Annotated in this window: 11 protein-coding genes; 6 read left to right on the top strand and 5 right to left on the bottom strand. The window is 61.1% G+C overall.

Translation table 11 applies throughout. The features are described 5' to 3' along the window. Position 1 precedes the first annotated feature (1 nt). From F451_RS0120100 to F451_RS0120120, 5 genes are all read right to left on the bottom strand, one after another. The gene (locus F451_RS0120100) at positions 2-2,857 is read right to left on the bottom strand and encodes a valine--tRNA ligase (protein ID WP_020683217.1); all 2,856 of its coding nucleotides are present in this window, start codon (positions 2,855-2,857) and stop codon (positions 2-4) included. 173 nt (positions 2,858-3,030) lie between these two features. Next, positions 3,031-4,224 carry an ABC transporter permease gene (locus tag F451_RS0120105; RefSeq protein ID WP_020683218.1) on the bottom strand — a complete coding sequence of 398 codons (1,194 nt, stop codon included), beginning with the start codon at positions 4,222-4,224 and terminating at the stop codon, positions 3,031-3,033. Continuing rightward, the gene (locus tag F451_RS0120110; RefSeq protein ID WP_020683219.1) at positions 4,224-5,435 is read right to left on the bottom strand and encodes an ABC transporter permease; all 1,212 of its coding nucleotides are present in this window, start codon (positions 5,433-5,435) and stop codon (positions 4,224-4,226) included. Before F451_RS0120110 ends, F451_RS0120105 begins: the two co-directional genes overlap by 1 nt. Then, complete coding sequence (locus F451_RS0120115; protein WP_020683220.1) at positions 5,422-6,132, bottom strand: ABC transporter ATP-binding protein; 711 nt, start codon at positions 6,130-6,132, stop codon at positions 5,422-5,424. Before F451_RS0120115 ends, F451_RS0120110 begins: the two co-directional genes overlap by 14 nt. Continuing rightward, the gene (locus F451_RS0120120) at positions 6,129-7,268 is read right to left on the bottom strand and encodes an efflux RND transporter periplasmic adaptor subunit (RefSeq protein ID WP_020683221.1); all 1,140 of its coding nucleotides are present in this window, start codon (positions 7,266-7,268) and stop codon (positions 6,129-6,131) included. The genes F451_RS0120115 and F451_RS0120120 overlap by 4 nt, the downstream gene beginning before the upstream one ends. 282 nt (positions 7,269-7,550) lie before the next feature. On the opposite strand from F451_RS0120120, the gene F451_RS0120125 reads away from it, so the two are divergent. The 6 genes from F451_RS0120125 to F451_RS0120155 all read left to right on the top strand — a co-directional run. Further along, positions 7,551-8,795 carry an ROK family transcriptional regulator gene (locus F451_RS0120125; RefSeq protein WP_020683222.1) on the top strand — a complete coding sequence of 415 codons (1,245 nt, stop codon included), beginning with the start codon at positions 7,551-7,553 and terminating at the stop codon, positions 8,793-8,795. A 913-nt stretch (positions 8,796-9,708) separates the two neighbouring features. Continuing rightward, positions 9,709-10,374 carry a nucleoside/nucleotide kinase family protein gene (locus tag F451_RS0120135; protein ID WP_205624042.1) on the top strand — a complete coding sequence of 222 codons (666 nt, stop codon included), beginning with the start codon at positions 9,709-9,711 and terminating at the stop codon, positions 10,372-10,374. Between the two features lie 118 nt (positions 10,375-10,492). Continuing rightward, positions 10,493-11,176: an HAD family hydrolase gene (locus tag F451_RS0120140; protein WP_020683225.1), complete on the top strand. Its 684-nt coding sequence runs from the start codon at positions 10,493-10,495 to the stop codon at positions 11,174-11,176. 12 nt (positions 11,177-11,188) lie between these two features. Next, entirely contained in the window at positions 11,189-12,187 is a 999-nt protein-coding gene (gene tal, locus F451_RS0120145) for a transaldolase (RefSeq protein WP_026291924.1), read from the top strand. Next, on the top strand, positions 12,184-14,214 hold the full coding sequence (gene tkt, locus F451_RS0120150; RefSeq protein ID WP_020683227.1) for a transketolase: 2,031 nt from the start codon (positions 12,184-12,186) through the stop codon (positions 14,212-14,214). Before tal ends, tkt begins: the two co-directional genes overlap by 4 nt. A gap of 102 nt (positions 14,215-14,316) precedes the next feature. After that, the coding region (locus F451_RS0120155) for a substrate-binding domain-containing protein (protein WP_020683228.1) at positions 14,317-14,903 on the top strand (587 nt) is incomplete at its 3' end.

The following is a 14,903-nucleotide window of genomic DNA, read 5'->3' on the forward strand; positions in this document are numbered from 1 at the left end:
CTTACAGCGCTTCGATCTTGGCGTACTGTTCGGTCAGCTTGTCAAAGGCGGACTGGGATTCGGTGATTTTCTCCCGCTCCTTGGCCACGACTTCGTCCGGCGCGTTGGCGACAAACTTGGCGTTGGACAGCTTGCCTTCAACCCGCTTGATCTCGCCCTGCAGGCGGTCGAGTTCCTTCTGCAGGCGGGCCAGTTCCGCCTCCTTGTCGATCAGACCGGCCATGGGCACCAGCACTTCCATCTCGCCGACCAGCGCGGTGGCAGCCATGGGCACGTCGTCGCCAGGGTTAAGCCAGGTGACCGAGCTGAGCTTGGCCAGCTTCTTGAGGAAGGTGGCGTTGTCATTCAGGCGGCGCTTGTCGTCGCTGCTGCCACCGGCGAAGAGCACGTCCAGGTCTTTGGACGGCGGAATCTTCATTTCGCCACGGATGTTGCGAATGCCGGTGATCACGCCCTGCAGCCATTCAATATCGGCTTCGGCCTGGGTGTCGATCTTGCCGTCTTCGGCCATGGGGTAGGGCTGCAGCATGATGGTGTCGCCCTCGGTACCCGCCAGGGATTTGATGGACTGCCAGATTTCCTCGGTGATATAAGGCATCAGCGGGTGTGCCAGGCGCAGTACGGCTTCGAGTACGCGCACTAGGGTGCGACGCGTGCCGCGCAGCGCTTCAGGCGATGCGTTTTCATCCCAGAGTACGGGCTTGGACAGCTCCAGGTACCAGTCGCAGTACTGGTTCCAGATGAAGTCGTAGATCGTCTGGGCGGCCAGGTCGAACCGGTAATCGTCGAGCTGCCTGGTGACAGTGGCTTCGGTACGCTGCAGTGAGCTGATGATCCAGCGGTCAGCCAGGGACAGCTCCACCGGGTTGCCGCTCTGACCGCAATCCTGATCTTCGGTGTTCATCAGCACGTAGCGTGCGGCGTTCCAGATCTTGTTGCAGAAGTTGCGGTAGCCTTCGAGGCGCTTCATGTCCCAGTTGATGTCGCGCCCGGTGGAAGCCAGGGCCGCCAGGGTGAAGCGCAGGGCGTCGGTGCCGTGGGCGGCGATACCTTCCGGGAACTGCTTTTCGGTGCGCTTGCCGATTTTCTCGGCCTGCTGGGGCTGCATCATGTTGCCGCAGCGTTTTTCCAGCAGCTCGGGCAGGCCGATGCCGTCGATCATGTCCAGCGGGTCGAGCACGTTGCCCTTGGACTTGGACATCTTGTCGCCGCTCTCGTCGCGGATCAGGCCGGTGACATAAACGGTCTTGAACGGCACCTGGGGTTTGCCGTCTTCATCCTTGATGAGGTGCATGGTCATCATGATCATGCGCGCCACCCAGAAGAAGATGATGTCAAAACCCGTCACCAGGGTGTCGGTGGGGTGGAAGGTTTTCAGGCGCTCGGTGGCTTCGGGCCAGCCCAGGGTGCCAAAGGTCCAGAGCGCGGAGCTGAACCAGGTGTCCAGTACGTCGTCGTCCTGACGCAGCTCGAGTTCCAGGTCCAGGTTGTATTTTTCCCGTGCAGCGGCGGCGGAGGCAGCTACATAGACGTTGCCGGCATTGTCGTACCAGGCCGGAATCCGGTGACCCCACCACAGCTGGCGCGAGATGCACCAGTCCTGAATGTCGCGCATCCAGGAGAAGTACATGTTTTCGTACTGCTTGGGCACGAACTTGATGTCGCCATTCTCGACCGCTTCAATGGCAGGCTTGGCCAGGGTCTTGGCATCGCAGAACCACTGGTCGGTGAGCATGGGTTCGATAACCACGCCGCCACGGTCGCCGTAGGGCACGGTCATGGCGTTTTCTTCGATTTTTTCCAGCAGGCCCAGTTCTTCGAAGTCGGCGACAATCTGCTTGCGCGCGGCAAAGCGCTCCATGCCGCGGTACTTCTCGGGCAGGGTCGGGTCGATGTCGTGGTTGACGCTGCCATCGCTGTTGAACACCTGGGCCTGGTCGCGGATATCGGCGTTCAGGGTCAGGATGTTGATCAGCGGCAGCTGCTGGCGCTTGCCGACTTCGTTATCGTTGAAGTCGTGGGCCGGGGTGATTTTTACGCAGCCGGTGCCCTTTTCCATGTTGGCGTATTCGTCGGCGACGATGGGGATGCGACGGCCGACCAGCGGCAGCTCAACAAACTTGCCGATCAGTGCCTGGTAACGCTCGTCTTCCGGGTTGACCGCCACGCCGCTGTCGCCGAGCATGGTTTCAGGACGGGTGGTACCCACCACGATGTAGTTCTTGCCATCCAGGGTGGTGGCGCCATCGGCCAGCGGGTAGCGCAGGTACCACATCTTGCCCTTGATTTCGCGGTTCTCGACTTCAAGGTCGGAGATGGCGGTGTGCAGTTTGGGATCCCAGTTCACCAGGCGCTTGCCACGGTAGATCAGTTCGTCGTCGTACAGGCGGATAAAGACTTCCTGTACGGCGTGATAGAAACCGGAATCCATGGTGAAGCGCTCGGTCGGCCAGTCGACCGAGTTGCCCAGGCGACGCATCTGTTCGGTGATGGTGCCACCGGACTGCTCTTTCCATTCCCACACTTTTTCGATGAAGGGTTCGCGGCCAAGGTCGTAACGGCTTTCACCGGTCTCGGCTTCCAGCTTGCGCTCGACCAGCATCTGGGTGGCGATACCGGCGTGATCGGTGCCGACCTGCCACAGGGTGTTGCGGCCCTGCATGCGGCGGTAGCGGATCAGCGCATCCATGATGGTGTGCTGGAAGGCATGGCCCATGTGCAGGCTGCCGGTGACGTTGGGCGGCGGAATCATGATGCTGTAGGCATCGCCTTCGCCGGATGGCGCGAAGTAATTGCGCTCTTCCCAGGTCTTGTACCAGGATTTTTCGATTTCGTGCGGCTGGTAAGTCTTGTCCATTACGATTGGCGTCTCTGGAATTCTTGGGAGTCGCTGTATCCGGTTCGCAACCGGACCAGGCTCGCTGGCATCTGAAAGAATCGGCCGATTATACCCGCTGGACTTTCATCAAGGTAGGGCGTAACGGTGATCCGCTGTGCAGGCAGGGCAAGGAGGCCGCAATTCACGCCACCTTACTCCTGTTGCAGGGCGTCGACCGGGTTCAGGCTGGCGGCGCGCCAGGCAGGGGATACACCGGCCAGGAGTCCGACCAGGGCGGCGAGCGCCAGTGCCAGCAGCAAATAGAAAGGGCTCAGGCTGATGGGAAGGGATGGAACGGCAATGGCGAGTACGCCGAGCAGCACGCTCATCAGCAGCAGCCCGAACAGGCCGCCGGCGATGGCCAGCAGCAGCGCTTCACCCAGAAACAGCAGCAGAATCTGCCGCCTCGTGGCACCGAGTGCGCGCAGCAGGCCGATCTCGGCGGTGCGTTCCTGTACCGTGGTGACCATGATGGTGACGATGCCGATGGCGCCGACCAGCAGCGATATACCGCCCAGCGCCCCGATGGCGACCGTCAGCAGGCCCAGAATGCGATCGAGGCTGGAGAGCATTTCGTCCTGGGTGGTAATGGTGAAATCTTCCACTGTGTGGCGCTGAATCAGGCGCTGGCGGATACGCTCGGCCATCTGCTGGGCGCTGGTGCCGGCGCGGTAGGTAATATCGATTTCCATCAGCCCGCTGCGGTTGAACAACGCCAGCGCGCGGTCGATCGGAATATAGACAATGTCGTCGAGGTCGAATCCCAGCATCTGGCCCTTGGCAGCCATCACGCCGATCACCCGGTAGCGTTCGCCGCCCACGCGGATGAAGCGTCCCAGCGCACTGGCCTCGCCGAACAGCTCCTGTTTGACCTTGGACCCCAGCACCGCGAAAGGCTGGGAGTTGCCGCTGATTACCGGCAGAAATCGTCCCTGGGCAACTTCAAAGCGCCAGGCGGCGGCCATCTCGCCATTGCCGCCGATGATATCGGTATGGCGTACGCGGCGGCCGAATTCAATCGCGCCGCTGCCCTGTACCACCGGTACCACAAGCTCCACGAAGGGCAGCGGGCGCAGGCTTTGTGCATCCTCTACCGACAGTGGCCGGGTGCTGGAGAGCAGCGCGCCGATGCCCGAGGTCTGGGTCTTGCCCGGGTTCACGGCGATGATGCGGCTGCCGAACTGGGAGAAGTTTTCCAGCACATAGAGCTGCAGCCCGGCACCGATGGTGGTGAGCAGGCTGACCGCGGCGATGCCCACCGCAATGCCCAGAATGGTTAAAAAACTGCGCAGCCGTGCCGTCAGCAGCGCCCGGCTGACCAGTCTTGTGCTGTCAAGCAGCCGCATCAGCGGGCCTGCCCGTGCAATGCGAGCACTGGCGCCATGGCGGCGGCGCGCGAGGCCGGCAGCCAGGCGAACAGTGTTGCGGTCAGGATCGCGATCGCCCAGGCGGCACCCAGTGCCCAGGACGACACGACGAACGGCAGCAGCGGGAAAAACCAGTGGCCGAGCGCCAGCAGGCTGTATCCCGTGATCGCGCCAAGCAGGGACCCCAGCAGCGCCAGCTGCAGCGCCTCGCTGATGAACAGTATCCGTACGGTGTTCGCACTGGCACCGAGTGCCTTCAGCAGTCCGATTTCCCGAGTGCGCTGGCTGACGCTGATCAGGGTGATGTTCATGATCAGAATGCCGGCCACCAGCAGGCTGATTGCTGCAATGGCCGCCACGCCCAGCGTCAGCAGCCGCAGGACATCGTCAAAGGCGCCGAGCAGAGCATCCTGGGTGATCAGGGTGACATCCTTTTCGCCGCCGTGGCGTTCCTGCATCAGTGCCAGAATGTCCTGGCGTGCCCGCTCCAGAGAGCTGCCGGGCTGGTGCTGCACAAAGACCCGGAACATGCCGCGGGTATTGAATATCTGCTGGGCGCTGGCAACCGGGATCAGGATGGTGTTGCGCATGTCCATTCCCAGGGATTCGCCGCGGTCATCCAGAATGCCGATGACGCGAAAGCGCCGGTCACCGATGCGCAGCCATTGTCCGAGCGCGGGCTGCTGTGCGAACAGCTCCTGTCGGGCGCCGGCGCCGAGCACGCAGACCGATGCTGCCCGGTCGAGCGGAATATCAGGCAGCATTCGACCCTGGCGAACGCCCAAATCCCGCAAGTCGAAAAAGAGCGCGCTGGTGCCGAGCGTCAGCAGCTCGCGGCTGCGCCCGCCAACATGGGTCTGGGCATTGCCCACGATCAGCGGGGCGATCCGGCGGACGCTGGGCAGTTGTCCCAGTGCCTGCACATCGTCCAGCGTGATATCCCGCGTACCTTCGCCGGTCAGCGGCGGAATGCCGCCGGTGGTCTCCTTGCGCCCGGGCAGCATGATCAGGACATCATTGCCCAGCAGTGAAAATTCGTTCAGTACAAACTGTCGCGCGCCTTCCCCCAGCCCGGTGAGCAGCAGCACTGCGGCGACCCCCACGGCCATGGCCAGCAGGCTCATCAGCGTACGAAAGCGCTGGCGCAACAGCAGGCGCAGGTTGAACTGCAGCAGATCAGCGGCGCGCATAGCCGGTTTCTCGCGGCGTGTTAACGGCGCCGCTGTCCTCGGTAACACGGCCATCCTCCATGCGCAGCCGTCGACCGGCACGCTGGCCAATGGCGGGGTCGTGGGTTACGACGAGCAGGGTAATCCCCTGGCTATTGAGTTCTTCCAGCAGCTTGATGACCTCGGCACCGGAGTGGCTGTCCAGGTTGCCGGTGGGCTCGTCGGCCAGCAGCAGGGCGGGCTTGCGGATGACCGCCCTGGCGATGGCGACGCGCTGGCGCTGGCCACCCGACAGTTGGCGCGGCAGATGACCGGCACGATCCAGGAGGCCAAGACGCTCGATCACCTCGTCGACCAGCGGCCGGCGTTCGGCCGGTGCCATGCCGGCCAGCACGAGCGGCAGTTCGATGTTTTCGCGCGCACTGAGGCGGTCAATCAGGTGATACGCCTGGAATACAAAGCCGATGCGTCTGTTGCGCTCGGCGGCACGGCCTTCTTCATTGAGAATCGTCATGTCATGGCCGCAAAGCTGATACCGGCCAGTGTCGGGCGTATCGAGCAGACCGATCATGTTGAGCAGGGTCGACTTGCCGGAGCCCGAGGGACCCATGACTGACAGGTACTCGCCGGCGCCGATATCCAGGCTGACCTCATCCAGCGCGGTGACGGTCTCATCACCCAGGGCGTAGGCCTTGCACAGCGCCTGCAGCCGAATCATTCGGGCCTTACCCTGGCGCCATCGCGAGCGCCCTCACGGTCGAGCGATAGCAGTATGCGCTGCCCGGGTGTCAGCCCCTGGCGGACCTCGGTCCAGCTCCAGTTGCTCAGGCCCTGGCTGACCGTTTGCGCTTGCAGCGTCTGGCTGTCGGCGTCGTAGCGCAGTACACGGTTGCCCTCGAGCAGGGTTTCGGTGGGGATGCGGGTGACCTGTTCGCGCTGATCCAGAACGACCTCCACATCGGCGCTGTAGCCAACCAGCAGGGTGGCGTCTTCCGGTATGGGGGTGAACAGGACATCGATATCGACGGTGCGGGCCTGTTTTTCAACCTCGGTCACGAAGGAGGCGATACGGCTCACCTGCCCCGGGAATACCCGGTTGCGAAAGGCGTCCAGGGTGATGCGCGCGGATTGGCCGATGGCCAGCCGGGCGGCGTCGACCTCGTCGATGGGGGCGCGTACATAGAGGCAGCTGTCATCAATCAGGTCGACGGCCGGCGGGGTGGGAATCCCGGGTGGGGACGGTGTCACAAACTCCCCGGGTTCACCGTTAATTTCGGCAACGGTGCCAGCGAAGGGCGCGCGCAGCTGCGCTTCAGTCAGCATGACTTGCTGCAGGTGCAGGGCGGCCCTGGCCTGGTCGGTGATGGCGCTGGCATGATCGCAGCTGAGCTTGCCCAGGCGGGATTCAGTCTCGCGCTGGTCAAGCAGCTCGGCTGACGCCAGATCGCGTTTGGCCAGTGACTGGGTGCGCCGGTATTCCCGCAGTGCCAGTGCCGCGCTGTCGCAGGTACGTTGCTGATCGATTTGCCGGGCTCGCAGGGTGGCCTCTGCCTGCTCGATGCGGGCGTCGATGTCGCCGTGCCAGAGTTCCAGCAGGAGCTGCCCCTGCTTGACCTGATCGCCTTCCTTGACCAGCAGGGTCTCGACCCGTCCGCCCTGCAGCATGGACAGCCGGGAACGCCGGCAGGCGCGAATGGTGCCGGCGCGGCTGTTGGCGGCGATCAGCTCCACGGGGCCTGTTTCGACCTCGATGAGCGTCACCGGCACCGGATCTTCGAGCTGGTGCCAGTAAATGCCGCCGGCAATCAGCGCGCCCAGCAGAGGCAGCAGCAACAGGCTTTTTTTCTTGGCCATCGATCATTTCCTGGTCCGATGGGTATCAGTATAAGTAAGTCAGGCGTAGCGGGTGGGTAAAGGCAGTGAAGAGTTGATGTGGGACAGTGTGGAAAGCAGGGAAAGAGGAAAAGGGGAACCACTGCCGGCATCAATCTGGTATCGTTGGATCCGGCTCAGCTGTCAGTGTCCCATGCGCTGCGTCACTTTTGTCGGTAAGGTCGGGGGGCGGCGGCGCTGGTCCCCGTGCCTCTGCCCCGTGGTCCAGAGTGCTGCGGGTATTCTATGATTCCAGGGTTCAGAATGAAGAAGATGGATGGCAATTATGAAGAAGAGTTCCAGTGCGCTCATCCGCTGAAGGGTTCAAATCTGACGACCGTGAGAGGGGTCAACGAACGCTTGATCCTGCACCTCGTACGCAACCACGGAAAACTTACAAAAGCTGAGGCTACAAGGATAACGGGATTGTCCCCGAATGCGGTATCGGTCATCTTCCGCGCGCTGGAGGCCGAGGGTCTGCTTCTGCGAGGTAATGCGATTCGCGGACGTATCGGGCAGCCCTCGGTACCCATGAGGCTGAATCCGGATGCGCGGCATTATGTGGGGCTCAAGATCGGTCGACGCACATTCGAGATTGTCGTGATGAATTTCGTTGGGGACGTTCTCGCGCGACGAACCGAGTCGCATTCGTATCCAACACCCGCCGCCATGCTCCACTTCGTGAAGGAGGCGTTGAACCCGCTTCTGACGTCGGCAGGAAAGTCGCTGAGCGACATCGCTGCGATAAATGTAGCGATGCCTTTCGAGTTGTGGAGTTGGACCGCGGATTTTGGCGCTCCGCAGAACGAGATGGATGCCTGGCGGAGTTTCAATCTTGTGGCGGAACTAAAACAGGTTGTGCCCTGGCCGATCAGAGTGGAAAACGACGGTACCGCAGCTTGCCGGGCTGAACTGGTTTTCGGACCACCCAATGCCGCACAGGATTTCGTTTATTTCTTCGTGGGCACCTTTATCGGTGGAGGCGTCGTCTTGAACGGGAGCGTCTTTCCCGGACGTCGCGGAAATGCGGGAGGTTTTGGTCCGCTGCGTGTGCCAGGCGAGCCCGGAGGCGACCGTCTTGTCGATCATGCTTCTCTTGTCGTCCTCGAGCGTATGATAGCCGATCATGTCGGTGATCCGTTGCATAAAATCTACTCCGAGCACAGCGATTGGGACGCGATGGAACCGCTTGTGCAGACCTGGATTAGCCGGGCGGCTCGAAGCCTGGCCCATGCGATCATATCCACCCTTGCGGTCATCGATTTCCAGGCCGTGGTAATCGACGGTGCCTTTCCGGCAGCGATCCGGAGTCGCCTTGTCCGCGAGGTGGAAAGACAGCTTGACCGGCTAGACATGCAGGGTGTGATTCGACCGGACATCAAGCCGGGTCACTTCGGCAGCAGCGCCCGGGCGCTCGGTGCGGCCGCCTACCAGATTTCAACGGAATACATGATCGATCAGAACACGCTCCTGCGACAGAATCCTTCGAATCCCAGCCACAGTCTTTAATGGGCTGTTGATTTTCTCCCCCCGCGGCAACGAGGTGCCTATCGAGGTCACCAGAAGGTGCTCGCCGAGGAGCAAGCCGCCATACGGCGGCAGCGGGCCCATGCGGGCGGGCCGATGGCTCATCTGCCCCGTGAGTTTTCTGCCGAGAGGCCCTGTATCAGTGTCTGAGAACGGATGGCTGACCCGATCAGGCTGATCCATGTGGCTCATGATCGTTGTCAAACGGGTGCACGCGGAGGCCGTGAGCCCGGCTAACCGTCGCATCCACTCCACTCTGATCGGCCCCGCGGAATGTTAAACATCGATGCAAGCTCGACAACTTGGCCAAGTCCAAGCCGCATATCAATGACAGCCAGCTCAAATTTTTCCTGAAGATTTAATTCGGCACATCCACCAAAATCAGCTGCTTAAGCCGGCCCGGAAGGCGGACACATGGCACCGCAGGACCTGGGCAAGTTGGAGAGTCTGCTCCGGTGTGTGACTTCGGTCAGGGAGGCGCTTGAAGGGGGCTGCTACCTGCACGAGCGCATCTTGCCCAAGCTGTTACATAGCGCGAGAAACAGAGATATCAGAAGCATGGCAACGTGATCAACACACAAGGTGTGTCTGTACTCGGAAATGGGTCAGGCATCTGCTTGATGCCAAAGTATTTCTGAGGCCGCATGGTTGTCTGCACCCTGGACGGAAATATTTTGGGTCATTGAGGTCATCACGTCTATTGACAAACGATGCTTGCCGCACATAGTATTTGGTGATTAATTACTTCAAAATGAATTAATAAATTAAAGAAGTCCATTACTCGAACTGGAGAATAACAATGACAAATGCCAAGACCAAAGAACTCGGTATCGAACTACCCCAACTGGCACAAGCGGTCTGATCGATGGCACAAGTATGCTCTGAGAACGAAGCTGTGCTGGACCTGATTGCCAGGGCGGCAAGGTCCGGTAAGCGGGTCCTAATCGGCATTGCCGGTCCACCGGGCTCGGGCAAGTCAACGCTCGCCGAAGACGTGGTCGAACAACTGAACCTGAAAGCCGGAAGCGTGCCCCGAGCGGCGCTCCTTCCGATGGATGGCTTCCATCTTGATAATGAGGATCTTGCCGAACAAGGACTGCTACCGAGGAAGGGGGCACCAGAGACCTTCGATGCGGCCGGGTTGGTGCGACTGGTTCGCCGCGTCAGGGACGGCGGTACCGACATTCACTATCCGCTATTCGATCGAACACAGGACGCCTGCCTGGCAGACGCGGGCCTTTTGAAAGCGGAAACCGCGATCGTCGTGGTCGAGGGTAACTATCTGCTGCTCGATGCTCCGCCGTGGGACGGATTGGCCGGGCTTTTCGACGCCACGGTGTTCCTGGCGCCGTCGATCGGAACGCTTGAGGAGCGGCTCATCAGTCGCTGGTTGAGCTTCGGATTTTCTCCAGAGGCGGCTGCGGAAAAGGCACGCGGGAACGATCTTAAGAACGCACATCTCGTGCTCGGAAATAGTCGCGCAGCCGACCTCCTGCTTGCCGAAGAGGCAGGGGAAGCCGATAAATTACCGAAACCCAGGAAGAATGGGTCGATCATATGACGTTTTTTCCGGTACCGCTGATTTGTCTCCAATCAGGAAGCCTTCCGATTGCAGCTCGAACGCCTGCAAACGCTAGGTGTGCGGGCCACTCTCGCAGTTACGGTGGCGGATTAATCTGATGCAGGTCGATGCAATGCAGGCGTTTGCAATATTTGATATGGACGGGTTGCTGATCGACTCTGAGCCGCTCTGGCTGGCCGCGCAAAAAGCGCAGTTGCTGGAGCTGTACGGTCTGGAACTGCCGGAAACGGAGCTTCTGGCTTTTCAGGGCACCAGCACTGTCGAGTTCTGTCGCACCATGGAGCAGCGCCATCGTGCCCGGGGTGTGCAGGCTGATACCCTGCTGGAGTCAATGCTGCAGCGAATGGCCGCGTCCATTGACAAAGCGGCACTGATGCCAGGTGCCCGTGAACTCTTGGAACAGCTTTCCAGGCAGTCCGTTGTTCTGGCGATTGCCTCTTCGTCGCCGATGCATTTTATCGAGGCTGTGGTGCGCGCGCACAAGCTGCCGGTTTCGGTATTTGCCTCCGGTATCGAAGTGCCGCGCTCCAAGCCGCACCCGGCGGTATTCGAACTGGCTGCCGCGCGCCTGGGTGCTGAGGCGCCCTGGCAGTGCCGGGTCTGGGAGGATTCGGTCAATGGCGTTATTGCTGCCAAGGCTGCCGGCATGGTGGTTGTCGCCGTGCCTGATCCGGCTCACCCGACGCCCGAAAAATTCTCTATCGCTGATCACATTCATTCATCGCTGCTGGACAGCCTGGCCGACTATAACCGCGCCGCTGTCCAGCCCGACATTGTCTAACGAGGGCTTAACATGGCTAATTTACTTGAACAACTAAAACAACAGAGCACCGTGGTGGCTGATACCGGTGATCTGGATGCCATCCGCCGATTTGCGCCGCAGGATGCCACCACCAATCCATCGCTGATTCTTAAAGCCGTACAGTCGGGCAAATACGATGCCCAGGTGCAGGCCATTCTGCACGAGGTGCGTGATCATGCAGGCACGCTGGATGAGGCGGTCGATGAAGCCTGCGACCGTCTGGTGGTGGCCATGGGCGCCATGATCCTGGAGCACGTACCGGGCAGGGTGTCCACCGAAGTGAATGCACGGTTGTCGTTCGATACGAAGGCGAGCCTGGCCAAGGCCCGCCGCCTGGTTGAACTGTATGAGCAGGCTGGCATTACGCGGGATCGCATCCTGATCAAGCTGGCGTCCACCTGGGAAGGTATTCGTGCCGCCGAGGAACTGGAGCGCGAAGGGATCGAGTGCAACCTGACGCTGATCTTCAACTTTGCCCAGGCCCGTGCCTGTGCCGAAGCTGGGGCCTTTTTGATTTCGCCCTTTGTGGGTCGCATTCTGGACTGGTACCGCAAGGCTGACGCCACACAGGACTATGCACCGGTCGATGAGCCCGGTGTGCAGTCGGTACAGCGCATTTACCGCTATTTCCGCCGACTGGAATATCCCACGGTGGTGATGGGGGCGAGCTTTCGCAACGTCGGCGAGATTCTGGCGCTGGCCGGCTGCGATCGTCTGACCATCAGTCCCGGGTTGCTCGAAGAGCTGGCTGCAGCTGAAGGCACGCTGGATACTGTGCTGGCTGACAGCGGCGAGCGTGAACCCAGACCGGCTGCATTGTCTGAAGCGCAGTTCCGCTGGGAGTTGAACGAAGATGCCATGGCCACCGAAAAACTCGCCGAGGGTATTCGCGGCTTTGAAGCGGATCAGCTGAAACTTGAAGCATTGCTGCGCGAACAGCTCGCTAGCATTCAGCGCTCAGGATCAAATTCCTCGGGAGCACGTGCATGAACATGCCTGAAGCAAGCCTGAGCCGGCGCACCCTGGCCAACGCTCTGCGGGTACTGAGCATGGATGCCGTGCAGCAGGCCGGCTCCGGCCATCCTGGCGCCCCCATGGGCATGGCGGATATCGCCGAAGTGCTGTGGCGCGATCATCTTAATCACAACCCGCTTAATCCTAGCTGGCCGGATCGCGACCGCTTCGTGCTGTCCAACGGTCATGGTTCAATGCTGCTGTACAGCCTGTTGCACCTCAGTGGCTACGACCTGCCGATCGAAGAACTCAAACAGTTTCGCCAGCTGCATTCACGCACGCCCGGTCACCCCGAATACGGCTACACGCCGGGTGTGGAAACCACCACCGGTCCGCTGGGGCAGGGGCTGGCCAATGCGGTGGGCATGGCACTGGCGGAGCAGACGCTTGCGGCGCAGTTTAACCGGCCGGGTCATGCCATAGTGGATCACCGCACCTATGCCTTTGTCGGTGATGGCTGCCTGATGGAGGGTATCTCGCACGAGGTCTGCTCGCTGGCCGGTACTCTGGCCCTTGGCAAGCTGATAGTGCTGTACGACGACAACGGTATTTCCATTGATGGCGAGGTTGAGGGCTGGTTCAGCGACGATACGCCGGCACGTTTTCGTGCCTACGGCTGGCAGGTGATTGAGGCCGTTGATGGCCATGATGCCGTGGCGATACAGCAGGCGCTGACCGAGGCGCGGCAAAACTCCACTCAGCCCAGCCTGATCTGCTGCAAGACTACCATCGGTTTTGGCGCGCCCAACAAATCCGGCAGTCACGAGTGCCATGGCGCTCCGCTGGGCGCCGACGAAATTGCCGCCACTCGCGCGGCGCTGGACTGGCCCCACGCCCCCTTCGAGGTGCCGGAATCCGTGTATGCCGACTGGAATGCACGGCAGCGCGGTGCCGCACTGGAGCGGGACTGGCAGCAGCGCTTGGAGCACTACCGTGCAGAGCATCCGCAACTGGCCATGGAGCTGGAACGCCGGCTGGCCAGCGATCTGCCGGCCGACTGGGATCAATTCAGCGACGAGCTTGTTGCGCGCACCCAGCAGGCGGCCCGCACCCAGGCAAGTCGCAAGAGCTCGCAGCAGCTGCTCGACGCGCTGGGGCCGGTACTGCCGGAACTGCTCGGCGGATCAGCGGATCTTGCGCCCTCCAACCTGACCCAGTGGTCGGGTTCGGTAGCGGTGTCGGCGCAGGCCCCGGCGGGAAACTATATCCACTATGGCGTACGTGAATTTGGCATGAGCGCCATCATGAATGGACTGGCACTGCACGGCGGTTTTATTCCGTACGGCGGCACCTTCCTGATGTTTACCGAATATGCCCGCAATGCCGTGCGCATGGCGGCGCTGATGGGCATTCGCAACGTCTTTGTCTACACCCATGATTCCATTGGGCTGGGCGAAGATGGCCCGACCCATCAGCCGATTGAGCAGCTACCGAGCCTGCGCCAGACACCCAATCTGGATACCTGGCGTCCGTGTGACGACACCGAAACTGCCGTGGCCTGGTGCAGCGCACTGGAGCGCACCGACGGCCCCAGCGCACTGGTGCTGTCGCGCCAGAACCTGCCGGCGCTGGCGCGTACCGCCACGCAGCTGGGGGATATCCGCCGCGGCGGTTATGTGGTGCGCGACTGTGAAGGCACGGCTGATCTTATCCTGCTGGCGACCGGTTCAGAAGTGGGCCTGGCACTGGCCGGCGCTGATGTGCTTTGTGCCGCGGGCGTGGCGGTTCGGGTGGTCTCGCTGCCCTGTGTCGAGCGCTTTGAGCGTGAAGATCAACGCTACCGCGATGCGGTGTTGCCGCCCGGAATACGTGCGCGCGTTGCCATCGAGATGGCGCAGCCGGATGGCTGGTATCGCTACATCGGGCTGGACGGGGCGGTGATCGGCATGACGAGCTTCGGCGAGTCGGCGCCAGCCGAGGCACTGTTGCGGCACTTCGGCTTTACTGTCGAGCGCGTCGTCGAGACGGCGCGGACGGTACTGGCAGAGCAGAGGATGGCTTGATCATGTATCTGGGCATACCCTGTTCATGTTAGGGCACTCTACTAACATTCTAATGATCCTTCCAAGTACGGCACCACAAAAAAAAACAACTGGAGATTTACCATGAAAATGCAAATGAGCGCACTGGCCCTGGCAATCACGATCGCCTCTCCCCTGGCCCTCGCAGCTGAAGCCCCCATCATCGGGCTGATCACCAAAACCAATACCAATCCCTTCTTCGTAAAAATGCGTCAAGGTGCTGAAGAGAAAGCTGAGGCCATGGGCGCAAAGCTAATGTCCTTTGCCGGCAAATTTGATGGCGACAACGATTCCCAGGTCCAGGCCATCGAGAACCTGATCTCCGCCGGTGCCAAGGGCATTCTGCTGACCCCGAGCGACACTGCTGCCATCGTGCCTGCGGTTGAACGTGCCCGTGAAGCCGGGTTGCTGGTTATCGCCCTGGATACGCCGCTGTCACCGATTACCGCCGCGGATGCGACCTTCGCCACCGACAACTTCAAGGCCGGCGTACTGATTGGCGAATGGGCCAAGGCTCAGCTGGGCGACAAGGCGGCAGACGCCAAGATTGCCCTGCTGGATCTGAGCAGCAGCCAAATCACCGTCGATGTCGCTCGTAACCAGGGCTTCCTGCAGGGCTTCGGTATCGATCTGAACGACCCGAAAAAGATGGGTGATGAAACCGATCCGCG

Origin of the sequence: Marinobacterium rhizophilum DSM 18822 (genome assembly GCF_000378045.1) — a bacterium.
In the GTDB taxonomy this organism is placed as follows: domain Bacteria; phylum Pseudomonadota; class Gammaproteobacteria; order Pseudomonadales; family Balneatricaceae; genus Marinobacterium_A; species Marinobacterium_A rhizophilum.

Coding starts and splice junctions, on each gene's coding strand:
- F451_RS0120100 (WP_020683217.1), bottom strand. CDS start 2,857: ATGGACAAGACTTACCAGCCGCACGAAATCGAAAAATCCTGGTACAAG.
- F451_RS0120105 (WP_020683218.1), bottom strand. CDS start 4,224: ATGCGGCTGCTTGACAGCACAAGACTGGTCAGCCGGGCGCTGCTGACG.
- F451_RS0120110 (WP_020683219.1), bottom strand. CDS start 5,435: ATGCGCGCCGCTGATCTGCTGCAGTTCAACCTGCGCCTGCTGTTGCGC.
- F451_RS0120115 (WP_020683220.1), bottom strand. CDS start 6,132: ATGATTCGGCTGCAGGCGCTGTGCAAGGCCTACGCCCTGGGTGATGAG.
- F451_RS0120120 (WP_020683221.1), bottom strand. CDS start 7,268: ATGGCCAAGAAAAAAAGCCTGTTGCTGCTGCCTCTGCTGGGCGCGCTG.
- F451_RS0120125 (WP_020683222.1), top strand. CDS start 7,551: ATGAAGAAGATGGATGGCAATTATGAAGAAGAGTTCCAGTGCGCTCAT.
- F451_RS0120140 (WP_020683225.1), top strand. CDS start 10,493: ATGCAGGTCGATGCAATGCAGGCGTTTGCAATATTTGATATGGACGGG.
- tal (WP_026291924.1), top strand. CDS start 11,189: ATGGCTAATTTACTTGAACAACTAAAACAACAGAGCACCGTGGTGGCT.
- tkt (WP_020683227.1), top strand. CDS start 12,184: ATGAACATGCCTGAAGCAAGCCTGAGCCGGCGCACCCTGGCCAACGCT.